The sequence below is a fragment of the Janthinobacterium sp. PSRC1-1 genome, from assembly GCF_049897525.1.
Taxonomy (GTDB): domain Bacteria; phylum Pseudomonadota; class Gammaproteobacteria; order Burkholderiales; family Burkholderiaceae_D; genus Janthinobacterium; species Janthinobacterium tructae.
In genome coordinates this window covers 1-16,770 of record NZ_JAFCWK010000026.1, presented here as the reverse complement: position 1 = coordinate 16,770, position 16,770 = coordinate 1, and the positions used below count along the sequence as shown (strand labels likewise).

The window sequence follows — 16,770 nt, the reverse complement described above, 5'->3', positions numbered from 1 at the left end:
GGGTCCATGAAGGCCGAGCCCATGATGCCGAACATGTCGGTCACGCCATTGGCGGCCAGGGTTTCCACGAACGCTTCGGAAGGCGTCATTTTTTGCGGGCCGGTGGGGGTGGCCACTGCGGCGGCGGCTTTTTGCTCGGTCATGTCATTCATGGGTGTCTCCTGGTCTGTGGTAATAAGTTTCGGCTAAATTATCAAAAAACGGTATATTTTGTTCCGGAATTTGATATACAATTCAATTTAAGCGTTCGACGTGCAAAAGTCAAACAGAATTTCGAGAAAACGGTACAATTTGAGTTCGAAAATGAAATAACACTACAGACACCACACCGAGGCCACCATGGACATGATTTCATCCCCAAAACTTGAGCCGGAAAAACTGGAAGGCGACACGCCCACGATGCGTTTGTTTGCCTTGCTGGAAGTGATTGCCGAGAAAGACCAGTTGCTGTCGCTGCAAGCGCTGGTGGAAGAAACGGGCTTGCCGAAACCCACCCTGCACCGCATGTTGCAGCAACTGGAAAGCGTGGGCGTGCTGCAGCGCGAAAGCGATGGCCGCCACTACAGCACCGGCGTGCGCCTGCGCCGCCTGGCATCGAACCTCTTGATTAACAACACGTTCCATGGCGCCCGCCGCATGGTCTTGCGCCAGCTGGTCGAGGAAGTGGGCGAAAGCTGCAACCTGACGGCCTTCAGCGGCAGCGAAGTGGTGTACCTGGACCGGGTGGAAACGGCGGCCCCGCTGCGCTTCTATCTGCATCCCGGCTCGCGCGTGCCGGCCCACTGCTCGTCCAGCGGCAAATTGTTCCTGGCGCAAATGACGCCGGTGCAACGGCGCCGCCTGCTGGGCCACATGGAACTGACGCGCTTTACGGACAAGACGGAAACGGACCCCGTCAAGCTGGAACGCGAACTGGAATTGGTGCGCCGCAACGGCTACGCGCTGGACGACGAAGAATTCCTGCCCGGCCTGCTGTGCGTGGCCGTGCTGGTGCCGAACCCGAACGGCCGCTCGAACCTGGCCGTGGCGATCCAGGCGCCCATCATCCGTTTGACGCACGACAAGGCTTTACATTTCTTGCCAGCATTACAACGCGCCGCGCAAGCCCTGGCCGCCATCGAATCGGAAACCATGCCGACGACGGGCGGGGACGACGACGCATTGCAAGCAGGTAATTCATAACCGCTGCGGCTCCCATGCTGCGGCCAGATCAGGAGAACAAGGTGCCAGATTCACGCCAACATCCCCCCGCCGCCGCAGCGCAAACCATGCAGTCCGTGCGCGGCCTGTTCCATATCGACAGCGACCTGCTCGTGCCCGTCTTCACGGAACGCGACGCGCACGTGCCCGACATCGATCCTGCCTACCGCTTCAACCAGGACGTGACCCTGGCGATCCTGGCCGGCTTCACGCATAACCGCCGCGTGATGGTGCAAGGCTTGCACGGCACGGGCAAGTCGACGCATATCGAGCAGGTGGCGGCGCGCCTGAACTGGCCTTGCGTGCGCGTCAACCTGGATGGCCACATCAGCCGCCTGGACCTGGTCGGCAAGGACGCCATCGTGCTGCGCGAGCAGCAGCAAGTCACCGAATTCCAGGAAGGCATCGTGCCCTGGTCATTGCAGCGCCCCGTGGCCCTGATCTTCGACGAGTACGACGCGGGCCGCCCCGACGTGATGTTCGTCATCCAGCGCATCCTCGAACGCGACGGCAAGTTTACTTTGCTCGACCAGAACCGGGTCATCACGCCGCACCCCCACTTCCGCCTGTTCGCCACCTCGAACACGGTGGGCCTGGGCAACCTGAACGGCATGTACCACGGCACGCAAGTGCTCAATCACGCGCAGATCGACCGCTGGAACATCGTTGCTACCCTGAACTATCTGCCGCCAGACGAGGAAACGGCAATCGTGCTGGCCCGAGTCCCCGCCATGAACGACGAGGCGGGCCGCCAGCTGGCGAGCAGCATGGTGGCCGTGGCCAGCCTGACGCGCCACGGTTATGCGGCGGGCGACCTGGCCTGTCTGATGTCGCCGCGCACGGTGATTACCTGGGCGGAAAATTGCCAGATCTTCCGCGACCCGGCGCTGGCCTTCCGCCTGTCCTTCCTCAACAAATGCGACGAGGCCGAGCGGCCCATGGTGGCCGAGTATTACCAGCGCTGTTTCAATGAGGAATTGCTGGCGAGCCAGGCATGAGTACGGACGCGACCGCGCCTGCTCCCTACACGCGCGAGCAGCAGGAAACGGATGAACTGTGCGCGGGCGCCATCCGCGCGCTGAGCGGCGTTGCCGCCATCCGCTATCGTGGCCGGCGCCTGCACGACGGTCACCGCCCCCTGCCCATCCACGCCGCCCATCTGCAGCCCGCTGCGGCGCTGCAGGATTTGCCCTCGCTGCGCGGCGCGGCCGACAGCGTGGCGCTGCGCCTGCTGCATACGGATGCGGCGCTGCACAAGTCGCTGTGCCCGCTTGACCCCGTGGCGCGCCTCGTCTTCGAGCTGCTGGAGCAGTTAAGGGTGGAAACGCTTGCGCCAGAACACCACGCTGGCGTCATCGCCAACCTGCGCCACCGTTTTACTGCCTGGTCGCACGCATTTTACGATTCCGGCCTGGCCGAAGGCGCTTCGGGCTTGCTCTTGTATACCGTGTTCCAGATGTGCTGGTCGCGCCTGACGGCCAGGCCCGTGCTGGAAAAAACGGAAGATTTTATTGAAGCCACGCGCTGGTCGGTGTCGTCGCAACTGAGCGGCGACCTGGCGGGCTTGCGCCGCCACCGCCTGGATCAAGCCGCCTTTGCGCGCCATGCGCTGGCCATCGCCCACGCCGTCGATGCCATGCTGAAAGAGGCGCAGGCGGCGCGCGACGGTAGCAAGGACGAGGCCGGCGACGCGAAAGCGCAGGCGGCCTTCAAGCTGCTGCTCGATTTCGACAGCGACAACGACCACCTTCCCGATGCGGCGCCTTTGGGCGACAGCCGCGCCTTGCGCGACAGCGATGGCGGCTACAAGGCATACTCCATGGCCTACGACCGCGAGGAAAAAGCAGGCGAACTGGTGCGCCGCGCCCTGCTGCTCGACTACCGCGAGCGCATGGATGAGCGCATCGCCAGCCTGGGCATCAACACGGCGCGCCTGGCGCGGCGCTTTACGCAATTGCTGGCCGTGCCCGAGCGCGACGGCTGGTCCTTCGGCGAGGAAGAGGGATACGTCGATGGCCGGCGCCTGGCGCAGCTGATCAGCTCGCCGTCCGAGCGCAGGCTGTTCCGCAAGGAACAATTTTTGCCACAAGCCGATTGCCTGGTCAGTTTTCTCGTCGATTGCTCCGGTTCCATGAAGACGCACGCGGAGTCGGTCGCCGTGCTGCTCGACATTCTGCTGCGCGCGCTGGACCAGGCCGGCATCACCACGGAATTGCTGGGCTTTACGACAGGCGCGTGGAACGGGGGCAGAGTCAGGCGCGACTGGATGCGCGCCCGCTCGCCGGCGAATCCGGGGCGTTTAAATGAACTCGTGCACATGGTGTTCAAGGATGGCGACACGCGCTGGCGCCGCGCGCGGCCCGACATCGCGGCCCTGCTGAAAGCGGACTTGTACCGCGAAGGCGTCGATGGCGAAGCGGTGGACTGGGCCTGCACGCGCATGCTGGCGCGCCCGGAACGGCGGCGCATCCTGCTGGTCGTCTCCGACGGTTGCCCGATGGATACGGCCACGAATCTGGCCAACGACGAGTTTTACCTGGCGCAGCATTTGAAGCAGGTGGTGGCGCGCCGCGAAGCGCAGGGCGCCGTGGAAATTTGCGGGCTGGGCCTGGGCCTGGACCTGGGTGCCTACTACAGCCGCAGCCTGGCCACCACCCTGCCCGCCTCGCTGAACAATGAACTGTTCAGCGAGATCGCGCAGTTGCTGGGCGGACAGAAACGCTAGACCGTCAAGCCACCTCGTAGCGCACCGTGTGCGCTTCCATCGGCAAGGGAATTTCCCAGTTCCACAACATCGCTTGCAGCTTCTTGTTGCTGAGCGATGTGTCGCGCTGGCCGTTGCGCCGCAGTAATTCCTTGCGCGGCTGCTCCAGGTACACCAGTTCCACCTGCGCGTGGTATTTGTAGAGCAGGTTGAGCGTCTTTTCGCGCATCAGTTTTGACAGATGCGTGGCGTTCCACACGAACGGCTCGCTCTTGCGCAACAGCTCCCGCGCCCGCTCTTCCGCGTAGTCGCCCACCTGCCCCTCGTTCTTGCCATGCTTCAAGCCCAGGGCCGTGCGCGCATCGTCGAACGAGACCACGGGCAGGCGCGGATGGTGCTTCTCCACCCACGTGTTCTTGCCCGACGCGGGTAAACCCGACATCACGATCACGTGCGAACCCGCTTCCTGGAACAGGGAATAATCGGGATGCGCCTCGGCGCCGCGAAAGTATTTGACGCGCGTGTGGTCGTCGACGAAGGCCCTGCGCTGGCCGTAGCAGCCCTCCTCGCGCGCCAGTTCGCGGAACAGCTCGATGGCGTCGAGGATGCGCTGCGGGTCCGGGCAAATCCTGCCACGGATGTCGGCCTCGGCCAGCATGGCCAGCAGGCGGATATCGACCTGCCACGACAGTTCGCGCACGGTGAACTCGGGCGTGACGCCTCGTCGCGATGTTTCCAGCGCAAAGAACGGCACCTGGTGCACATTGATCAGGCGACAGATTTCCTCGCGCACGGCAAACGGCACGTCGCCATCCCACAGGGCGATGCGCGCATCGAGGGCGCCCTTGCGCGAGTGGCCAGGCTGGCCGATGGCGCCCGTGACCGGGTCGATCACCGTGGTGCTGCACTTGGCCACGTCGTGCAGCAAGGCGGCCAGGAAGACGATTTCCTGTTGCGCCCGCGTGGCTTGCTGATAGCCGGGCATGGCCAGCAGGGATTCCACCACCATCATCGTATGCGTCCACACATCGCCTTCCGCGTGATACACGGGGTTTTGCGGCGTCGTCTTGGCCAGTTCCAGCTGCGGGAAGGCGGCCAGGCAGGCATTGAAATCGGGCGACTGGCCCGCTGGCGGCACCAGCTGTTGCAACTGTTTCCAGTTCATCTTGTACTCCTTGAAAAGGTTGCCAGTTCGTCGAGCGAACGGCAGGTATGCAGGCCCAGGCTTTCCCACGTGACCAGCGGCTGCGGCGCGTACAGATCCACGCCGTTGGCCAGCTGGTTTGGGATCAGGGGCCGCGTGCTGTGGTGCGAGCCGCTGTCGAGGATGGTTTGCGTAAAGTCATGGCGCACCAGCTTGTAGCGGGCCAGCACTTGCTCGTCGTCTTCCACCTTCAGGTACAGGCCTTCCGCATGGTCGGACTTGTCCGTCTGCTTCCAGCACAGGTCCAGCGGCAGGCGCTCGCGCGCCACCACATTGTCAAAGGCGTCGCGCCACAGGCGGGACTTGGCCAGCGAATGGCGCAGCAGTTGCCACAGCTGCTTGGGCGACGCGGGCATGGCGCCCGCATACAGCACGGGGACCGATAGCACGGGCGAGCCGGCCAGCATGGCGTGGCGGCGCGCCGTCGACAGAAACATCTGGCTGCGCCGGCAATACACGTCGAACTCGTTGAAGTAATGGGGCAGCCGGTCGTAAAACACGGAATGCTTGCTGTACGACCATTCGCCAAACAGCACATACTGATCTTCCAGCAGATGCAGCAAGGCGTGTTCATGCGCATGCGCCCACGGTTTCAACAGGTTGAACTGGCGTTCGCTGCCGCCGCCCGCCAGGTAGTGGCCGCGCGACTGCAGCAGCACCTCGCCCGCATCGCTGAACGACACGGCGGAGTTGGCGCCATCGATTTTTTCCTCGATGACGACGTACTGGCCGGCCAGCTTTTTCAGCGGCATCTGGTCGGAAGCGTCGTCGCCGTCCTGCAGGCGCGAGCCTTCCAGGTGCGGCGTGCGCGGGTATTTGAATAAGGGTAAAGAGTGTAAAAACATAGCGTCCCACGCCGCGTTCACCGGGGCGTGTCCATACAGGGTCAGGGGTGCTGACGACGTGTTCGGGCGTGGACGATCAGGACGGTGGTCCTGGATACGTGTGCGGAAAGAGCAGTGCCGCAGCAATCGGGGGCGTCAACGCGCCGAACGATGCTGCAAGAGCATTTCGTCAGCGTTAGCAGGTGATGGCGAAGAAGCGAGGCACTTTTGGCTCCAATAAGGAAGAGGTTCGAGAAAGAACGGGGAATATAACGGGTGTCAGATTATTTTGCAAGGCGCACGCGTCAACCGTGCGCCTTGCCATCCGACGAACTAAAAACTAAAAGCGGTATTCCACATTCAGCCAGACGCGCGGTTTGGGATCGCTGTTCGTTTCCGACAGTGAACGGCCACCGATGCTGCGCCAGGCCAGGGCCACGTCCGCACTCCATGCCTGCCGCTGGTAGCGCAAGCCCAGGCCGCCGCCGCTCAGGCTGCGCCGGTTGTCACCGGCCACCACCGGTTTGGCGTTGACCGTGATGCGGCCCGCATCCATGAAGGCATATGGCGTATAGGCGCCTGCGTCATAGCGCAGTTCCAGCTGTGCCAGCCCCCCCTCGTCGCCGGTGGCTTCACCCGATGGATATGCGCGCACGCCACTGGCGCCGCCCAGACTCAGCTTTTCGGACGAATCGAGGTTCTTGTTGGCTTGCTGCCAGCTCAGGTGGGCCATCAGGTTGAAACCGGCGGGCAAGGATTGCAGGCGCACCACGTCGAGGTTGACCTTGTGAAAACGACCGTTGCTCTTGTAATCATCAACGGCCGTCAAGCCCGCATCGAGTTTCAGCTTGCCTGGAGTCCAGCTCGCGCTGCCGTAGGTGATGCCATCGAACGCGTCGCGGTAATCGAATTGCAGGGCCAGTGGCATGGACTGGCTGGACTTGCTTTCGTAGGTCCGGGTGCTATCGCGGTTATCGTGCAAATCCTTCGATTGATAGGTGGCGATCAAGGTCAGATTGGCCTTTTGCGAGCGCAGGATGGGATAGCTAAGGCCAGCGCTGGCAACCTTCGCCGTTCCGTTCGCATGCAGACTGGCGAATTCCTTCGCCAGTTCATAGCTGGTATGTGAGTAGCCGACATTGCCGCGCAAGCCGGACGTGCCCAGCGGCAGGCTGTAGCCAAGCGAGCCGAGCCACAATTTCTCCTCGCTCAGCAGCGCACGCACGGTGATCTGGTCGCCCAGCAGGAAGGGACTATTGATGTCGACATTCGCACGCACGCGGTTTTTCCCCGTGTAGCGGCTGCCGGCATTGTCCAGGCCGATGTCGCCGCGCACGCGCTGGTCGCGGGCGACCTGGACGATCAAATCGCCCGTCCCCGCCTGCGTGCCAGGACGCATCGTGGCGCTGGTCTGGATGCCAGGCAAATCATCGAGCAACAAGGCGGCGCGTTCCAGCGGTGCACTGGCGATCACGCTGCCAGGAAGCAAGCCGTCGAGGAAGGCTGTCGCCTGCCGCGCCAGGCCGGTATCGTCGCCCTGTGCCTGCACCACGCCATAACGTCCCTCGATCACCTCGATGTGCAAGTCACCGTTCGCCAGGTCTTGCGGCGGCAGGATGGCGCGGGCGAACGGGTAGCCGCCCGCCTGGTAAACGTCCGTGATGCGCTGGGCCAGGCCGCGCAAGCCGGCCAGGTCGAACGTCTTGCCCGTGACGTCGCCCAGCGCCGCGCGCAGCGTTTCTTCGCTGAACACGGAATTGCCGCTCAGCTTGACCGCATTCAAGATGACGGCCGCCCCTCCCGGCGCGATGGGCGCGGCATCGAGCGGCGCCTGTATCTTCAAAGGCTGGCTTTCGCGCGGCGCTGCGATCGGCGGCTGAAGTTGCTGCAAGGTCTGGCCCGCGTCAGGCGGAACCTGCGCCTGTGCGGCGGGCGAAAAATGGCATAAGGCGACGCCCAGCGCCATGGCAACAGTGTTGCGCCGAGGTGGTTGTTGTTTTTTCATCGATTTTTTTGTTTGTTGAATCAGTACAATCATTGCGCCACTCCTCCGTCTACCGGGGCGGCAGCCAGCACATTAATGCCGCCGTTGACGACAAAGATGCGCGTAAAGCCAGACGTGCCGCTACCGCCCTGCGCTGACGTGGCGTGCGCCGCATCAGTTACCGGCACCAGCGCCAGTCCGCCGATCAGGTTGACGCCGTTATCAGGCATACTGCCGGCGCCGGGCACGACATATGCCGCGACACCCGGTACGGCTAGTGCCCCGGCGTTTGCCACCGTACCCGCCGCCACATCATTGGTGCCAGTGGTGACTTGGCGCCGCGCCAGGCGAATCGCATTTTCCAGTCCTGGATCAGCAGCGATGCTCAAGGCGCCGTCGTGCGCCGTCACCACGTAATTGCCATTGGCCAGGGCCGAGGCGTCGATCGTGTAGCTGCCCACGTTCTCGCCAGCAGCACGGCGCAAGGCGCCGGACAGGCTGTCGCCCGCCACCAGACTGCCCTGCGTCACCTGGTAAGTCAGGCCAGGATCGACGTTGCCATAGACCTTGCTCTTCGCATCGGCCGTCACCGTGATCGGGCGCGCGGCGATGCTCAAGGCGCCGTCGTGCGCCGTCACCACATAGTTGCCGTTGGCCAGGGCCGAGGCGTCGATCGTGTAGCTGCCCACGTTTTCACCGGCCACGCGGCGCAAGGCGCCGCCCAGGCTGTCGCCCGCCACCAGATTGCCTTGTGTCACCTGGTACGTCAGGCCAGGATCGACATTGCCGTAGACCTTGCTTTTCGCATCGGCCGTTACCGTGATCGGGCGCGCGGCGATGCTCAAGGCGCCGTTGTGCGCCGTCACCACATAGTTGCCATTCGCCAGGGCCGAGGCGTCGATCGTGTAGCTGCCCACGTTTTCACCGGCAACACGGCGCAAGACGCCGCCCAGACTGTCACCAGCCACCAGACTGCCTTGTGTCACCTGGTAAGTCAGGCCAGGATCCACGTTGCCGTAGACCTTGCTCTTCGCATCGGCCGTTACCGTGATGGCACGCGCATTGATGCTCAAGGCGCCGTCGTGCGCCGTCACCACATAGTTGCCGTTGGCCAAGGCCGAGGCGTCGATCGTGTAGCTGCCCACGTTCTCGCCAGCTGCACGGCGCAAGACGCCACCCAGGCTGTCGCCAGCGACCAGGCTGCCCTGCGTCACCTGATACGTCAGGCCTGGGTCCACGTTGCCGTAGACCTTGCTCTTCGCATCGGCCGTTACCGTGATCGGGCGGGCGGCGATGCTCAAGGCGCCGTTGTGCGCCGTCACCACATAGTTGCCGTTGGCCAGGGCCGAGGCGTCGATCGTGTAGCTGCCGACGTTTTCGCCAACTGCGCGGCGCAAGACGCCACCCAGGCTGTCGCCTTCCACCAGCGCACCTTTCGTCACTTGGTAAGTCAGGCTCGGATCGACATTGCCGTACACCTTGCTCTTCGCATCGGCGGCCACCATGATGGGACGAGGGTCGATGCTGGCGCTGATGCCGCTGGCGTTCAACACATAATTGCTGTTTGACAGGTTCAGCGTGCTGGAGTCAAAACTGCTGTAACGTCCCGCGTTGCGGCTGCCGACACTGGCTGAACCCGTTATGCTAGGCGCACTATCGCCATTGACCAGTCCCGACAGCACAAAGCCGGCATTAAACGTGCCGCTGCCGTCGTAGGTCTTCGTCACGGCCACGTTCAACGGACGGGGCGTGACCGTCCAGTAGACCGGGCCGCCCGGCGTCAAGGTATAACCAGCCTTGCCCAAGGTGAGGCCGGTGCCATAGGTGATCGTGTAGAGGCCGGTCGATGAGGTGGCGGAAGGCGCACCCAGCCAGCTAATGGTGCCGCTAACGCCGGCATCCGTGACCAGTCGCCCGTCCACGAGCGCGTCATACAGCGCATAATTAAAGATCGGCGTATTGCCATAGACGCTGCTGCCGGGCGTCAGGCGCAGATACACCGACTTGGGGGTATTACCGGCGGCATCGTCGACCGAGACGATGGCGGACGATAATTGCAAAATGGGCGCCGCAGCATAATAAACCGACAGACCGCCAGACTGCCCCGGAGCCAAGTCCGGCACGCGCATGAAGATGGCATAGCTGCCATCATTCTGCGCAGAAGCGATCGATGAACTTTTCGGATCCTTGAACACCACCTTGGAAAACTCGCAGCAATCGCTATGGACGGTATTCACGCCAGCTGTTGTCGAATAAAACAGCGCGGCCGACCCGTTGGTACCGCTACCGACTTCACTAACCATGATCGCATTCGAGGGCGCATTCGCGTCAGTCAAGGGCACGAATGCGCCCCCGCTGATGATCCCCTTGGTCTTGAAATTGCGGTCCGATGTACCGATGAAGTCGTCGCCAGTCCCCAGCCACATACGTACATTCGTCAGCGGTGCGCTGCTCTGGTTGGTGACGCGACTATCCATGTTGATATAGGCGTCTCCTGTCTTCAACGTGTAGCTGTGCGTCACGCCGGCAGATTGCTGCAAGGTCTGGAAAGTCAACGTTCCCGTCGTCACCACGGTACCGACACCCTCTTGATAACCGGCAATATTCAGCGAACGATTACTCAGCGCATTCAAATAGCTGCCTGCCGAGCCCATCCCCGCCCCGCCCCCATTCAAATTGGAGGCCAGCACTTCCCCAGTGCCATTCCAGGAGTTGCTGCCGTCCCCGCCAGCGGCGATGGCAAACTCGAATGGCCTTGCGCGATAGGTGAGCTGGAACCAGCCATTACGGCCCGTGGTCGAGTTATCGAAATAGGCCGGGCCTTTCAGCAGACCATCGTCCGTGAACGAATTTTCCACGCCGTTGCCGTAACGCACTTTGCCATTGTCCAGCACCAGATTGTTCACGCGTCCGCCACTGCCCTTTTGCCAGGTAAATGCGCTGGCATGCGGGATGTTCACGGCGACGCCCAGCGAAACACTGTAGGAGCTGCCGGCACCATCGGCCGTGGCTTGCCCGTACTGGTATGCGAGCTGGCCCGTGCCGCTCGCGTTCAGGTTCGCGTTGATATTGATGTTGCGCTCGGCAGTCAGCGTGAGCTTGTTGGCCGACCAATTAATCGCGTCGTTCACGTGGATGTCGCCATTGCCGCCCGTCGTCCCCATGCTGGTCGTCATGATGGCGAAATTGTTGCTGGCCAGGGCGCTGGACACCGCCGATCCCGTCATGTTGCCGCCACTGGCAGCGACCGTGAAGTCGTTCGGATCGATCAGCCAGGTGCCCGTCTTGCCGCGCGGTGCAGCCGTAGTGACACGCGCGGCGCCGATGTCCACCCGATTTGCGCTCGTTTCAATGAAGCCGCCGTCGCCGCCTTGCGGCGCACTGGCGTCGAGCACGCCGGCGACATGGAGGTTGCCCTTCTTCATATCGCCCAGCAACACGATCTGGCCTTTTTCACCGCTGGCCAGGGTATGCGCTTCGATCACGCCCGTATTGTTGATGACACTCGCCGCCAGTTCGCCCGCCGCCTTGGCCGTCAGGTAGACCTGGCCGCCATCGGCACGGATGGCGCCGCCATTCTCGATCAGGGTATCGAGCGCGCCCTGCGTCACTTGCAGCTTGACGGGACCACCCAGGTCCAGCGTGACCGCGCTGCCTGCACCCATCAGCACGCTGCCGGCATGGGCAGCGATGGTGCCGCTGTTGCTGATCTTTGCGGACACCAGCGCGACATAGCCACCATCGGCAGCACGGATGGTGCCCTCATTGACGATGCGTCCGCCTCCCTTGCCGCTGAAGACATGCTTGTTGCCAGCCAGGCTGGCAGTGTCGACATCGAGGGTCGAAGCAACAAGAGCACCCACATTGACCTGCGCGGTGCGGCCGAACAGGATGCCGTTCGGGTTGATCAGGTAGACCTGGCCGTTGGCATTAAGTCGCCCGAGGATCTGCGAACCATTGCTGTCGAGAATGCGGTTGACGGCGAGCGCGCTGGCCGACGGTTGCACGAAGTTGACGGTTTCCTTGCTGCCCACATTGAAGCTGGCCCAGTTCAGCGAAGCTTGCTGGCTCGTCTGCTGAATCGTCGTTGTCGCGCCGGACTGGGTGATGGTCGCCGAGCCGGCCACCACCTGGCCTCCCGTGGGTCCGGCACAGGCGGGGCCTCCCAGCGTCAACGCCGCCATGGCGGCCGCGGCCGCGGCCAACTTGCGGCGTCCGCCCTTGCCGCGCCCGCGCGACGTCTCGGCAACGGCAACCCAGGCGTTCAGAACATGACTCCAGACGAGTCGATAAATGTGATTCAATGATCCGTGACGATGCATGCAGTCTATCCTTGTTGATATTTTGTATACGGAGCACCCACGCGCCGACTCACCCGCGCCCCTGGCGGCGGGTGAGTCGGCGGAAATGGCGATATCGGCCATGCATGCGCCATGCGCACAGACAGCCTCTCCCTCGCTTCCATCCCTATTGCCTTTCACCACATAAATGTGGCCAAAAGCTACAGAAATTTCTTTAGGGAAAATATAACAAAGATTCCAGATTTATAAGTGAGCAAACCTGAGCGATTCCCGACTGATTCAGTCGGGAATCGAGATGTAAGCAGGCGGGTATATGCACGGGTATATGCAGCGAAAAACTGACGATGCCATCCATGCCGGCACTGTTCCGCAGAACCGCCATGCTGCGCAGAAAACTGATCAGGACACCCGCGTAAAAGATGCCGAAAATCAGCAGGAAAGCGCGTGCCGGACGGTGTCCGCGCAGTGTGAGCCATGTGGCCAGCACGATGAACAGGACGATCAGCGGCAGCGGTGACACCGACAACGCCACGGGTCAAGCGGGGAAACAGCGCGGGCAATTCCAGTCTGACCTTCACGCCGCGAAAACGATCGGGTATCCTTGCCCCATGTTGAACCTTATTCTGCTTGAAGATGAAGCCGTCATGCGGCAAGAACTGACCGAATTTCTTGGCGATTGCGGCTATCGCGTCAGTGCAGTCGCCAACCTGGCCGACTTTCAAGCCTGTTACGCTCCCACGCAGCACCATATTGCCGTCATCGACCTGGGCTTGCCCGATGGCGACGGCATGGAACTGGTCCGCGCGCTGCGGGCGCAGGGCCGGCAACTAGGCATTGTCGTCTTTACTGCGCGCAGCGCGATGCAACACAAGGTAAGCGGCTTGATCGACGGCGCCGATTACTATCTGCCCAAAAATACCGACCTCGATGAACTGGCTGCCACCCTGAGCAGCCTGCGCCGCCGCCTGGGCGAACCGGTGAGCGTGCCCACGTGGATACTCGAACTGGGGCCGCGCCGGCTGTTGCCGCCCGGTTGCTGCGCCATCGCGCTGTCGCAGCAAGACTTGACCGTGCTGCAGGTACTGATGGCAGAGCCCGAGCGCATCGTCAGCCGCCAGCAAATCGTCGAGTCGTTGGGCGAGGATTTCCTCGACTACGATCAGCGCCGCCTCGACACGCAGATCCGCCGCCTGCGCCGCAAGACCGAGCAAGCCACCGGGCTGTCCCTGCCGATCAATACGGCGCGCAACGCCGGTTACCGCTTCTTCGCCAACGCGGCAGTACGGCCCTGAACCCGCGCTCGCTAGGTGAACAATTGCGGCACGGCCGCCGCCATCAAGGAAAGGCCGATCAGGGTCAGCACGGCAAACGCGATGCGGCGCATGCCGCGCTGGGCGATCGGCGGCGGATAGCGCTTGCCGGCCATGGTGGCCAGCACGCCGACAGGCAGGGCCAGCGCGCACAAAAGTAACACTTTCGCATCGAGCTGGCCCTGGCTGCCCGCCATCAGCGAGCGTCCGCCCGCGCTGATGGCAAACAAAAAGATCAGGCTGTAGCGGATGGTCTTTAAACTCATTTCCTGACGATAAAACTGGTACACGAGCGGCGGGCCCGCGAGCGAAAACAGGCCCGAAAACAGGCCGCCGCACACGCCGCTGATGAAGAAGCTGCGCTTGTCGGCCGCGCCCGGTCCCGGCGGCGCCTGCAGCACAATGCTGACGCCGCCATACACGATGGCCGCGCCCAATAACAGTTTCAGGACGGGCGCATACGCCTGGTCCAGATATCCCAATAGCAAGACGCCGGCCGCCATGGCCGGCAGCAAGCCGATGCTGGCCGCGCGGATCGCGCGCCAGTCCAGGTGGTGCAAGGCGCCCGGCAAGGCGACCAGGCAATTGGCCAGCGACAACAAACTGACGAGGGCCGCCAGCGCGGGCACGGGCGCCAGGCCCAGTCCGCTGGCCACGCCCATGACGATCATGCCCAGGCCAAAGCCCGTGACGGTCTGGAAATACGTGCCTGCCGCCACCACGCCCAGCAGCGCCAGCACGGGCAGGCTGAACAACTCAGCGCCCACCCTGGGCCTGCACGGCAGTGACCGCGATCACGTTGTACACATCGTCGGCGCAGCAGCCGCGCGACAAATCGTTGGCCGGCTTGTTCAAGCCTTGCAGCAAGGGGCCGATGGCGACGGCGCCGCCCATGCGCTCGGCCAGCTTGTAGCCGATATTGCCCGCATCAAGGTTCGGGAACACCAGCACGTTGGCGCGGCCGTTGACGACGGAATCCTTGACTTTTCTCTGCGAAATCTCGGCCACGATGGCCGCATCGAGCTGCACGTCGCCATCGATGGCCAACTTGGGGCGCTGGGCCTTGACCCGGTCCGTGGCCGCATGCACCTTGTCGACGGCCGCATGGTGGGCGCTGCCGCTGGTGGAAAACGACAGCATGGCCACGCGCGGCTCTTCCATCAGCAACGCTTGCGCGCTGTCGGCGGCGGCCATGGCGATGTCGGCCAGCTCCTCCGCCTTCGGGTCGACCACCAGGGCGCAGTCGGAAAAGATGAAACCGCCCTTCAGGCTGTGAAACGGTTCGCACAGCATCATCAGGAAAAAGCTCGACACGAGCTTGAAGGCGGGATCGACGCCGATGATCTGGATGGCGCTGCGCACCACGTCGGCCGTCGTGTGCACGGCCCCCGCCACGCAGCCGTCGGCGTCGCCCAGGCGCACCATCAGGTTGGCGTAGCACAGCGGGTCTTGCACGGCGATACGCGCCTGCTCCACCGTCATGCCCTTGGCCTGGCGCAGCACAAACAATTGCTGGGCATAGTGCTCCGACTCCTCGGAAGTGGCCGGGTCGACCAGGCGCACGGCATCGAGCTCCAGCGCGTGTTCGCGCGCCAGCGCCAGGATGGCGGCCGGCTTGCCGACGAGGGTGATATGCGCCAGGCCTTCGCTGGCCGCCCGCGCGGCCGCCTGCAGCACGCGCGCATCGTCACCCTCGCACAAGACGATGTTTTTCGGCACGGCGCGGGCTTGGGCGATGATGCGGTGCAGGGCTTTCATGACTACTCCAATTCGGTAAAAAAAGTGCCGGAACCATGGCAGCATAAGGTAGGAAATATGAAGCAATGGCTCCGGCACATAAAACCCGGCAAGCCGGGGTCATACAAGGATCGAACTGACTGATTACACGTAGTCTTTGTACTTGTCCAGGTGACGGATCGGTTTGCTCAGCGCATCGCGGCGGAACGGGTCGCCCAGCTCGCGCGTGCACATGATTTCGATGATGGTCGTCTTGCCTTCATTCATCTGCATGGCTATGGCCTTCTTCAGGGCCGGCCCCACGTCTTCCAGCTTGTCGACCGTGATGCCTTCGGCGCCCATGGCGCGCGCAATTTCCGCGAAGCTCTGGTTGTCGAGTTCACCGGCGACGAAGCGGCGGTTGTAGAAATCGACCTGGTTTTTCTTTTCCGCGCCCCACTGGCGGTTATGGAACACCACGGCCGTGACGGGAATGTTGTGGCGCACGCAGGTCATCGTTTCCATCAGGCTCATGCCCCAGGCGCCGTCGCCCGCATACGACACGGCCGGACGGTGCGGCGCGGCCACCTTGGCGCCGATGATGGTCGGGAACGCGTAGCCGCAGTTGCCAAAGCTCATCGCCGCAAAGAAGCTGCGCGGCTTTTCAAAGCGCAGATAGCTGTTGGCCACCGAGTTGATGTTGCCGATGTCGGTCGACACCATCACGTCTTCCGGCATGGCTTTTTCCAGCTCGCGCAAGACCTGGCGCGGGTGCAGGTAGTTGCCCGGCTCTTTCTTTTGCTCTTCGATCATGTCCAGGCTGTACGCATCTTTTTCGTGCGTCCAGTTGTCCAGTTCGTTTTCCCACGCGGCTTTTTCTGCTTGCACGGTGGCGTAGCGCTCCTCGCGCGTGGCGTCGCAATCGAGCGTCTTGCCATCGAGGCGCGCAAGAATCGCCTTCGCCGCCGCCTTGGCGTCGCCGCAGATGCCCACCGAAATCTTTTTCACCAGACCCAGCATCTTGTTGTCCGCGTCGATCTGGATGATCTTGGCGTTTTTCGGCCAGTAATCCATGCCGTGCTGCGGCAAGGTGCCGAACGGTCCCAAACGCGAACCGAGGGCCACGACGACGTCGGCCTGGGCGATCAGTTTCATGGCCGCCTTCGAGCCTTGATAGCCGAGCGGACCGCACCACAGCGGATGGCTGGCGGGGAAGGAGTCGTTATGCAGATAGCTGTTCACCACGGGGGCGCCGAGGCGTTCGGCCAGCGCCTTGCATTCCTCGATGGCTTCGCCCATGACCACGCCGCCGCCGGAAATAATCACGGGGAACTTGGCTTTGGCCAGCAGTTCGGCCGCCTCATTGAGGCTGTGTTCGCCGCCCGCGCCACGGTCCAGGCGGTTCGGCTTGGGGATTTCGGCCTTGATTTCGCCATAGAAATAGTCGCGCGGGATGTTCAGTTGCGTCGGGCCCATTTCCGACATGGCGCGGTCAAAGCAGCGGCCCGTAAATTCCGCCATGCGGGC

At 62.9% G+C, this 16,770-nt stretch carries 12 protein-coding genes; 4 read left to right on the top strand and 8 right to left on the bottom strand.

Translation table 11 applies throughout. From position 1 onward, the window contains the following. Nucleotides 1-345: 345 nt before the first annotated feature. The 3 genes from ACP7DW_RS28495 to ACP7DW_RS28485 all read left to right on the top strand — a co-directional run bounded on the left by ACP7DW_RS28495 (nucleotide 346) and on the right by ACP7DW_RS28485 (nucleotide 3,925). Nucleotides 346-1,182, top strand: coding sequence for an IclR family transcriptional regulator (locus ACP7DW_RS28495; protein WP_369811606.1), 837 nt, complete (start codon nucleotides 346-348; stop codon nucleotides 1,180-1,182). Nucleotides 1,183-1,268: 86 nt separating this feature from the next. Further along, nucleotides 1,269-2,198, top strand: coding sequence for an AAA family ATPase (locus ACP7DW_RS28490; protein ID WP_426057748.1), 930 nt, complete (start codon nucleotides 1,269-1,271; stop codon nucleotides 2,196-2,198). Continuing rightward, nucleotides 2,195-3,925, top strand: coding sequence for a cobaltochelatase CobT-related protein (locus tag ACP7DW_RS28485; RefSeq protein WP_426057738.1), 1,731 nt, complete (start codon nucleotides 2,195-2,197; stop codon nucleotides 3,923-3,925). The genes ACP7DW_RS28490 and ACP7DW_RS28485 overlap by 4 nt, the downstream gene beginning before the upstream one ends. A 4-nt stretch (nucleotides 3,926-3,929) precedes the next feature. Here ACP7DW_RS28485 and ACP7DW_RS28480 read toward each other — a convergent pair whose 3' ends face one another. The 5 genes from ACP7DW_RS28480 to ACP7DW_RS28460 all read right to left on the bottom strand — a co-directional run bounded on the left by ACP7DW_RS28480 (nucleotide 3,930) and on the right by ACP7DW_RS28460 (nucleotide 12,737). Further along, complete coding sequence (locus ACP7DW_RS28480; protein WP_426057739.1) at nucleotides 3,930-5,069, bottom strand: AAA family ATPase; 1,140 nt, start codon at nucleotides 5,067-5,069, stop codon at nucleotides 3,930-3,932. Next, complete coding sequence (locus ACP7DW_RS28475; RefSeq protein ID WP_426057740.1) at nucleotides 5,066-5,953, bottom strand: RNA ligase family protein; 888 nt, start codon at nucleotides 5,951-5,953, stop codon at nucleotides 5,066-5,068. Before ACP7DW_RS28475 ends, ACP7DW_RS28480 begins: the two co-directional genes overlap by 4 nt. A gap of 319 nt (nucleotides 5,954-6,272) precedes the next feature. Next, nucleotides 6,273-7,937, bottom strand: a complete 1,665-nt coding sequence (locus ACP7DW_RS28470) for a ShlB/FhaC/HecB family hemolysin secretion/activation protein (RefSeq protein WP_426057741.1) — start codon at nucleotides 7,935-7,937, stop codon at nucleotides 6,273-6,275. 29 nt (nucleotides 7,938-7,966) lie between these two features. Then, nucleotides 7,967-12,238 (bottom strand): MBG domain-containing protein, encoded by a 4,272-nt coding sequence (locus tag ACP7DW_RS28465; protein ID WP_426057742.1) that lies wholly within the window; start codon nucleotides 12,236-12,238, stop codon nucleotides 7,967-7,969. A gap of 193 nt (nucleotides 12,239-12,431) precedes the next feature. Beyond that, entirely contained in the window at nucleotides 12,432-12,737 is a 306-nt protein-coding gene (locus ACP7DW_RS28460; RefSeq protein WP_426057743.1) for a hypothetical protein, read from the bottom strand. Nucleotides 12,738-12,825: 88 nt separating this feature from the next. Here ACP7DW_RS28460 and ACP7DW_RS28455 point away from each other — a divergent pair, with 88 nt between their 5' ends. Next, entirely contained in the window at nucleotides 12,826-13,509 is a 684-nt protein-coding gene (locus tag ACP7DW_RS28455) for a response regulator transcription factor (protein WP_426057744.1), read from the top strand. A gap of 11 nt (nucleotides 13,510-13,520) precedes the next feature. Here ACP7DW_RS28455 and ACP7DW_RS28450 read toward each other — a convergent pair whose 3' ends face one another. The 3 genes from ACP7DW_RS28450 to xsc form a co-directional block, all read right to left on the bottom strand. Continuing rightward, nucleotides 13,521-14,282 (bottom strand): TSUP family transporter, encoded by a 762-nt coding sequence (locus tag ACP7DW_RS28450; RefSeq protein ID WP_426057745.1) that lies wholly within the window; start codon nucleotides 14,280-14,282, stop codon nucleotides 13,521-13,523. A gap of 1 nt (nucleotide 14,283) precedes the next feature. Then, nucleotides 14,284-15,285 carry a phosphate acetyltransferase gene (gene pta, locus ACP7DW_RS28445; RefSeq protein ID WP_426057746.1) on the bottom strand — a complete coding sequence of 334 codons (1,002 nt, stop codon included), beginning with the start codon at nucleotides 15,283-15,285 and terminating at the stop codon, nucleotides 14,284-14,286. Nucleotides 15,286-15,408: 123 nt separating this feature from the next. Then, nucleotides 15,409-16,770 (bottom strand): sulfoacetaldehyde acetyltransferase (xsc, locus tag ACP7DW_RS28440; RefSeq protein WP_426057747.1); only part of this gene is annotated, 1,362 nt, incomplete at its 5' end.

Bases quoted from the DNA above. Each gene is read 5' to 3' on its own strand.
- ACP7DW_RS28495 (WP_369811606.1), top strand. From the start codon at position 346: ATGATTTCATCCCCAAAACTTGAGCCGGAAAAACTGGAAGGCGACACG.
- ACP7DW_RS28490 (WP_426057748.1), top strand. From the start codon at position 1,269: ATGCAGTCCGTGCGCGGCCTGTTCCATATCGACAGCGACCTGCTCGTG.
- ACP7DW_RS28485 (WP_426057738.1), top strand. From the start codon at position 2,195: ATGAGTACGGACGCGACCGCGCCTGCTCCCTACACGCGCGAGCAGCAG.
- ACP7DW_RS28480 (WP_426057739.1), bottom strand. From the start codon at position 5,069: ATGAACTGGAAACAGTTGCAACAGCTGGTGCCGCCAGCGGGCCAGTCG.
- ACP7DW_RS28475 (WP_426057740.1), bottom strand. From the start codon at position 5,953: ATGTTTTTACACTCTTTACCCTTATTCAAATACCCGCGCACGCCGCAC.
- ACP7DW_RS28470 (WP_426057741.1), bottom strand. From the start codon at position 7,937: ATGAAAAAACAACAACCACCTCGGCGCAACACTGTTGCCATGGCGCTG.
- ACP7DW_RS28465 (WP_426057742.1), bottom strand. From the start codon at position 12,238: ATGCATCGTCACGGATCATTGAATCACATTTATCGACTCGTCTGGAGT.
- ACP7DW_RS28455 (WP_426057744.1), top strand. From the start codon at position 12,826: ATGTTGAACCTTATTCTGCTTGAAGATGAAGCCGTCATGCGGCAAGAA.
- pta (WP_426057746.1), bottom strand. From the start codon at position 15,285: ATGAAAGCCCTGCACCGCATCATCGCCCAAGCCCGCGCCGTGCCGAAA.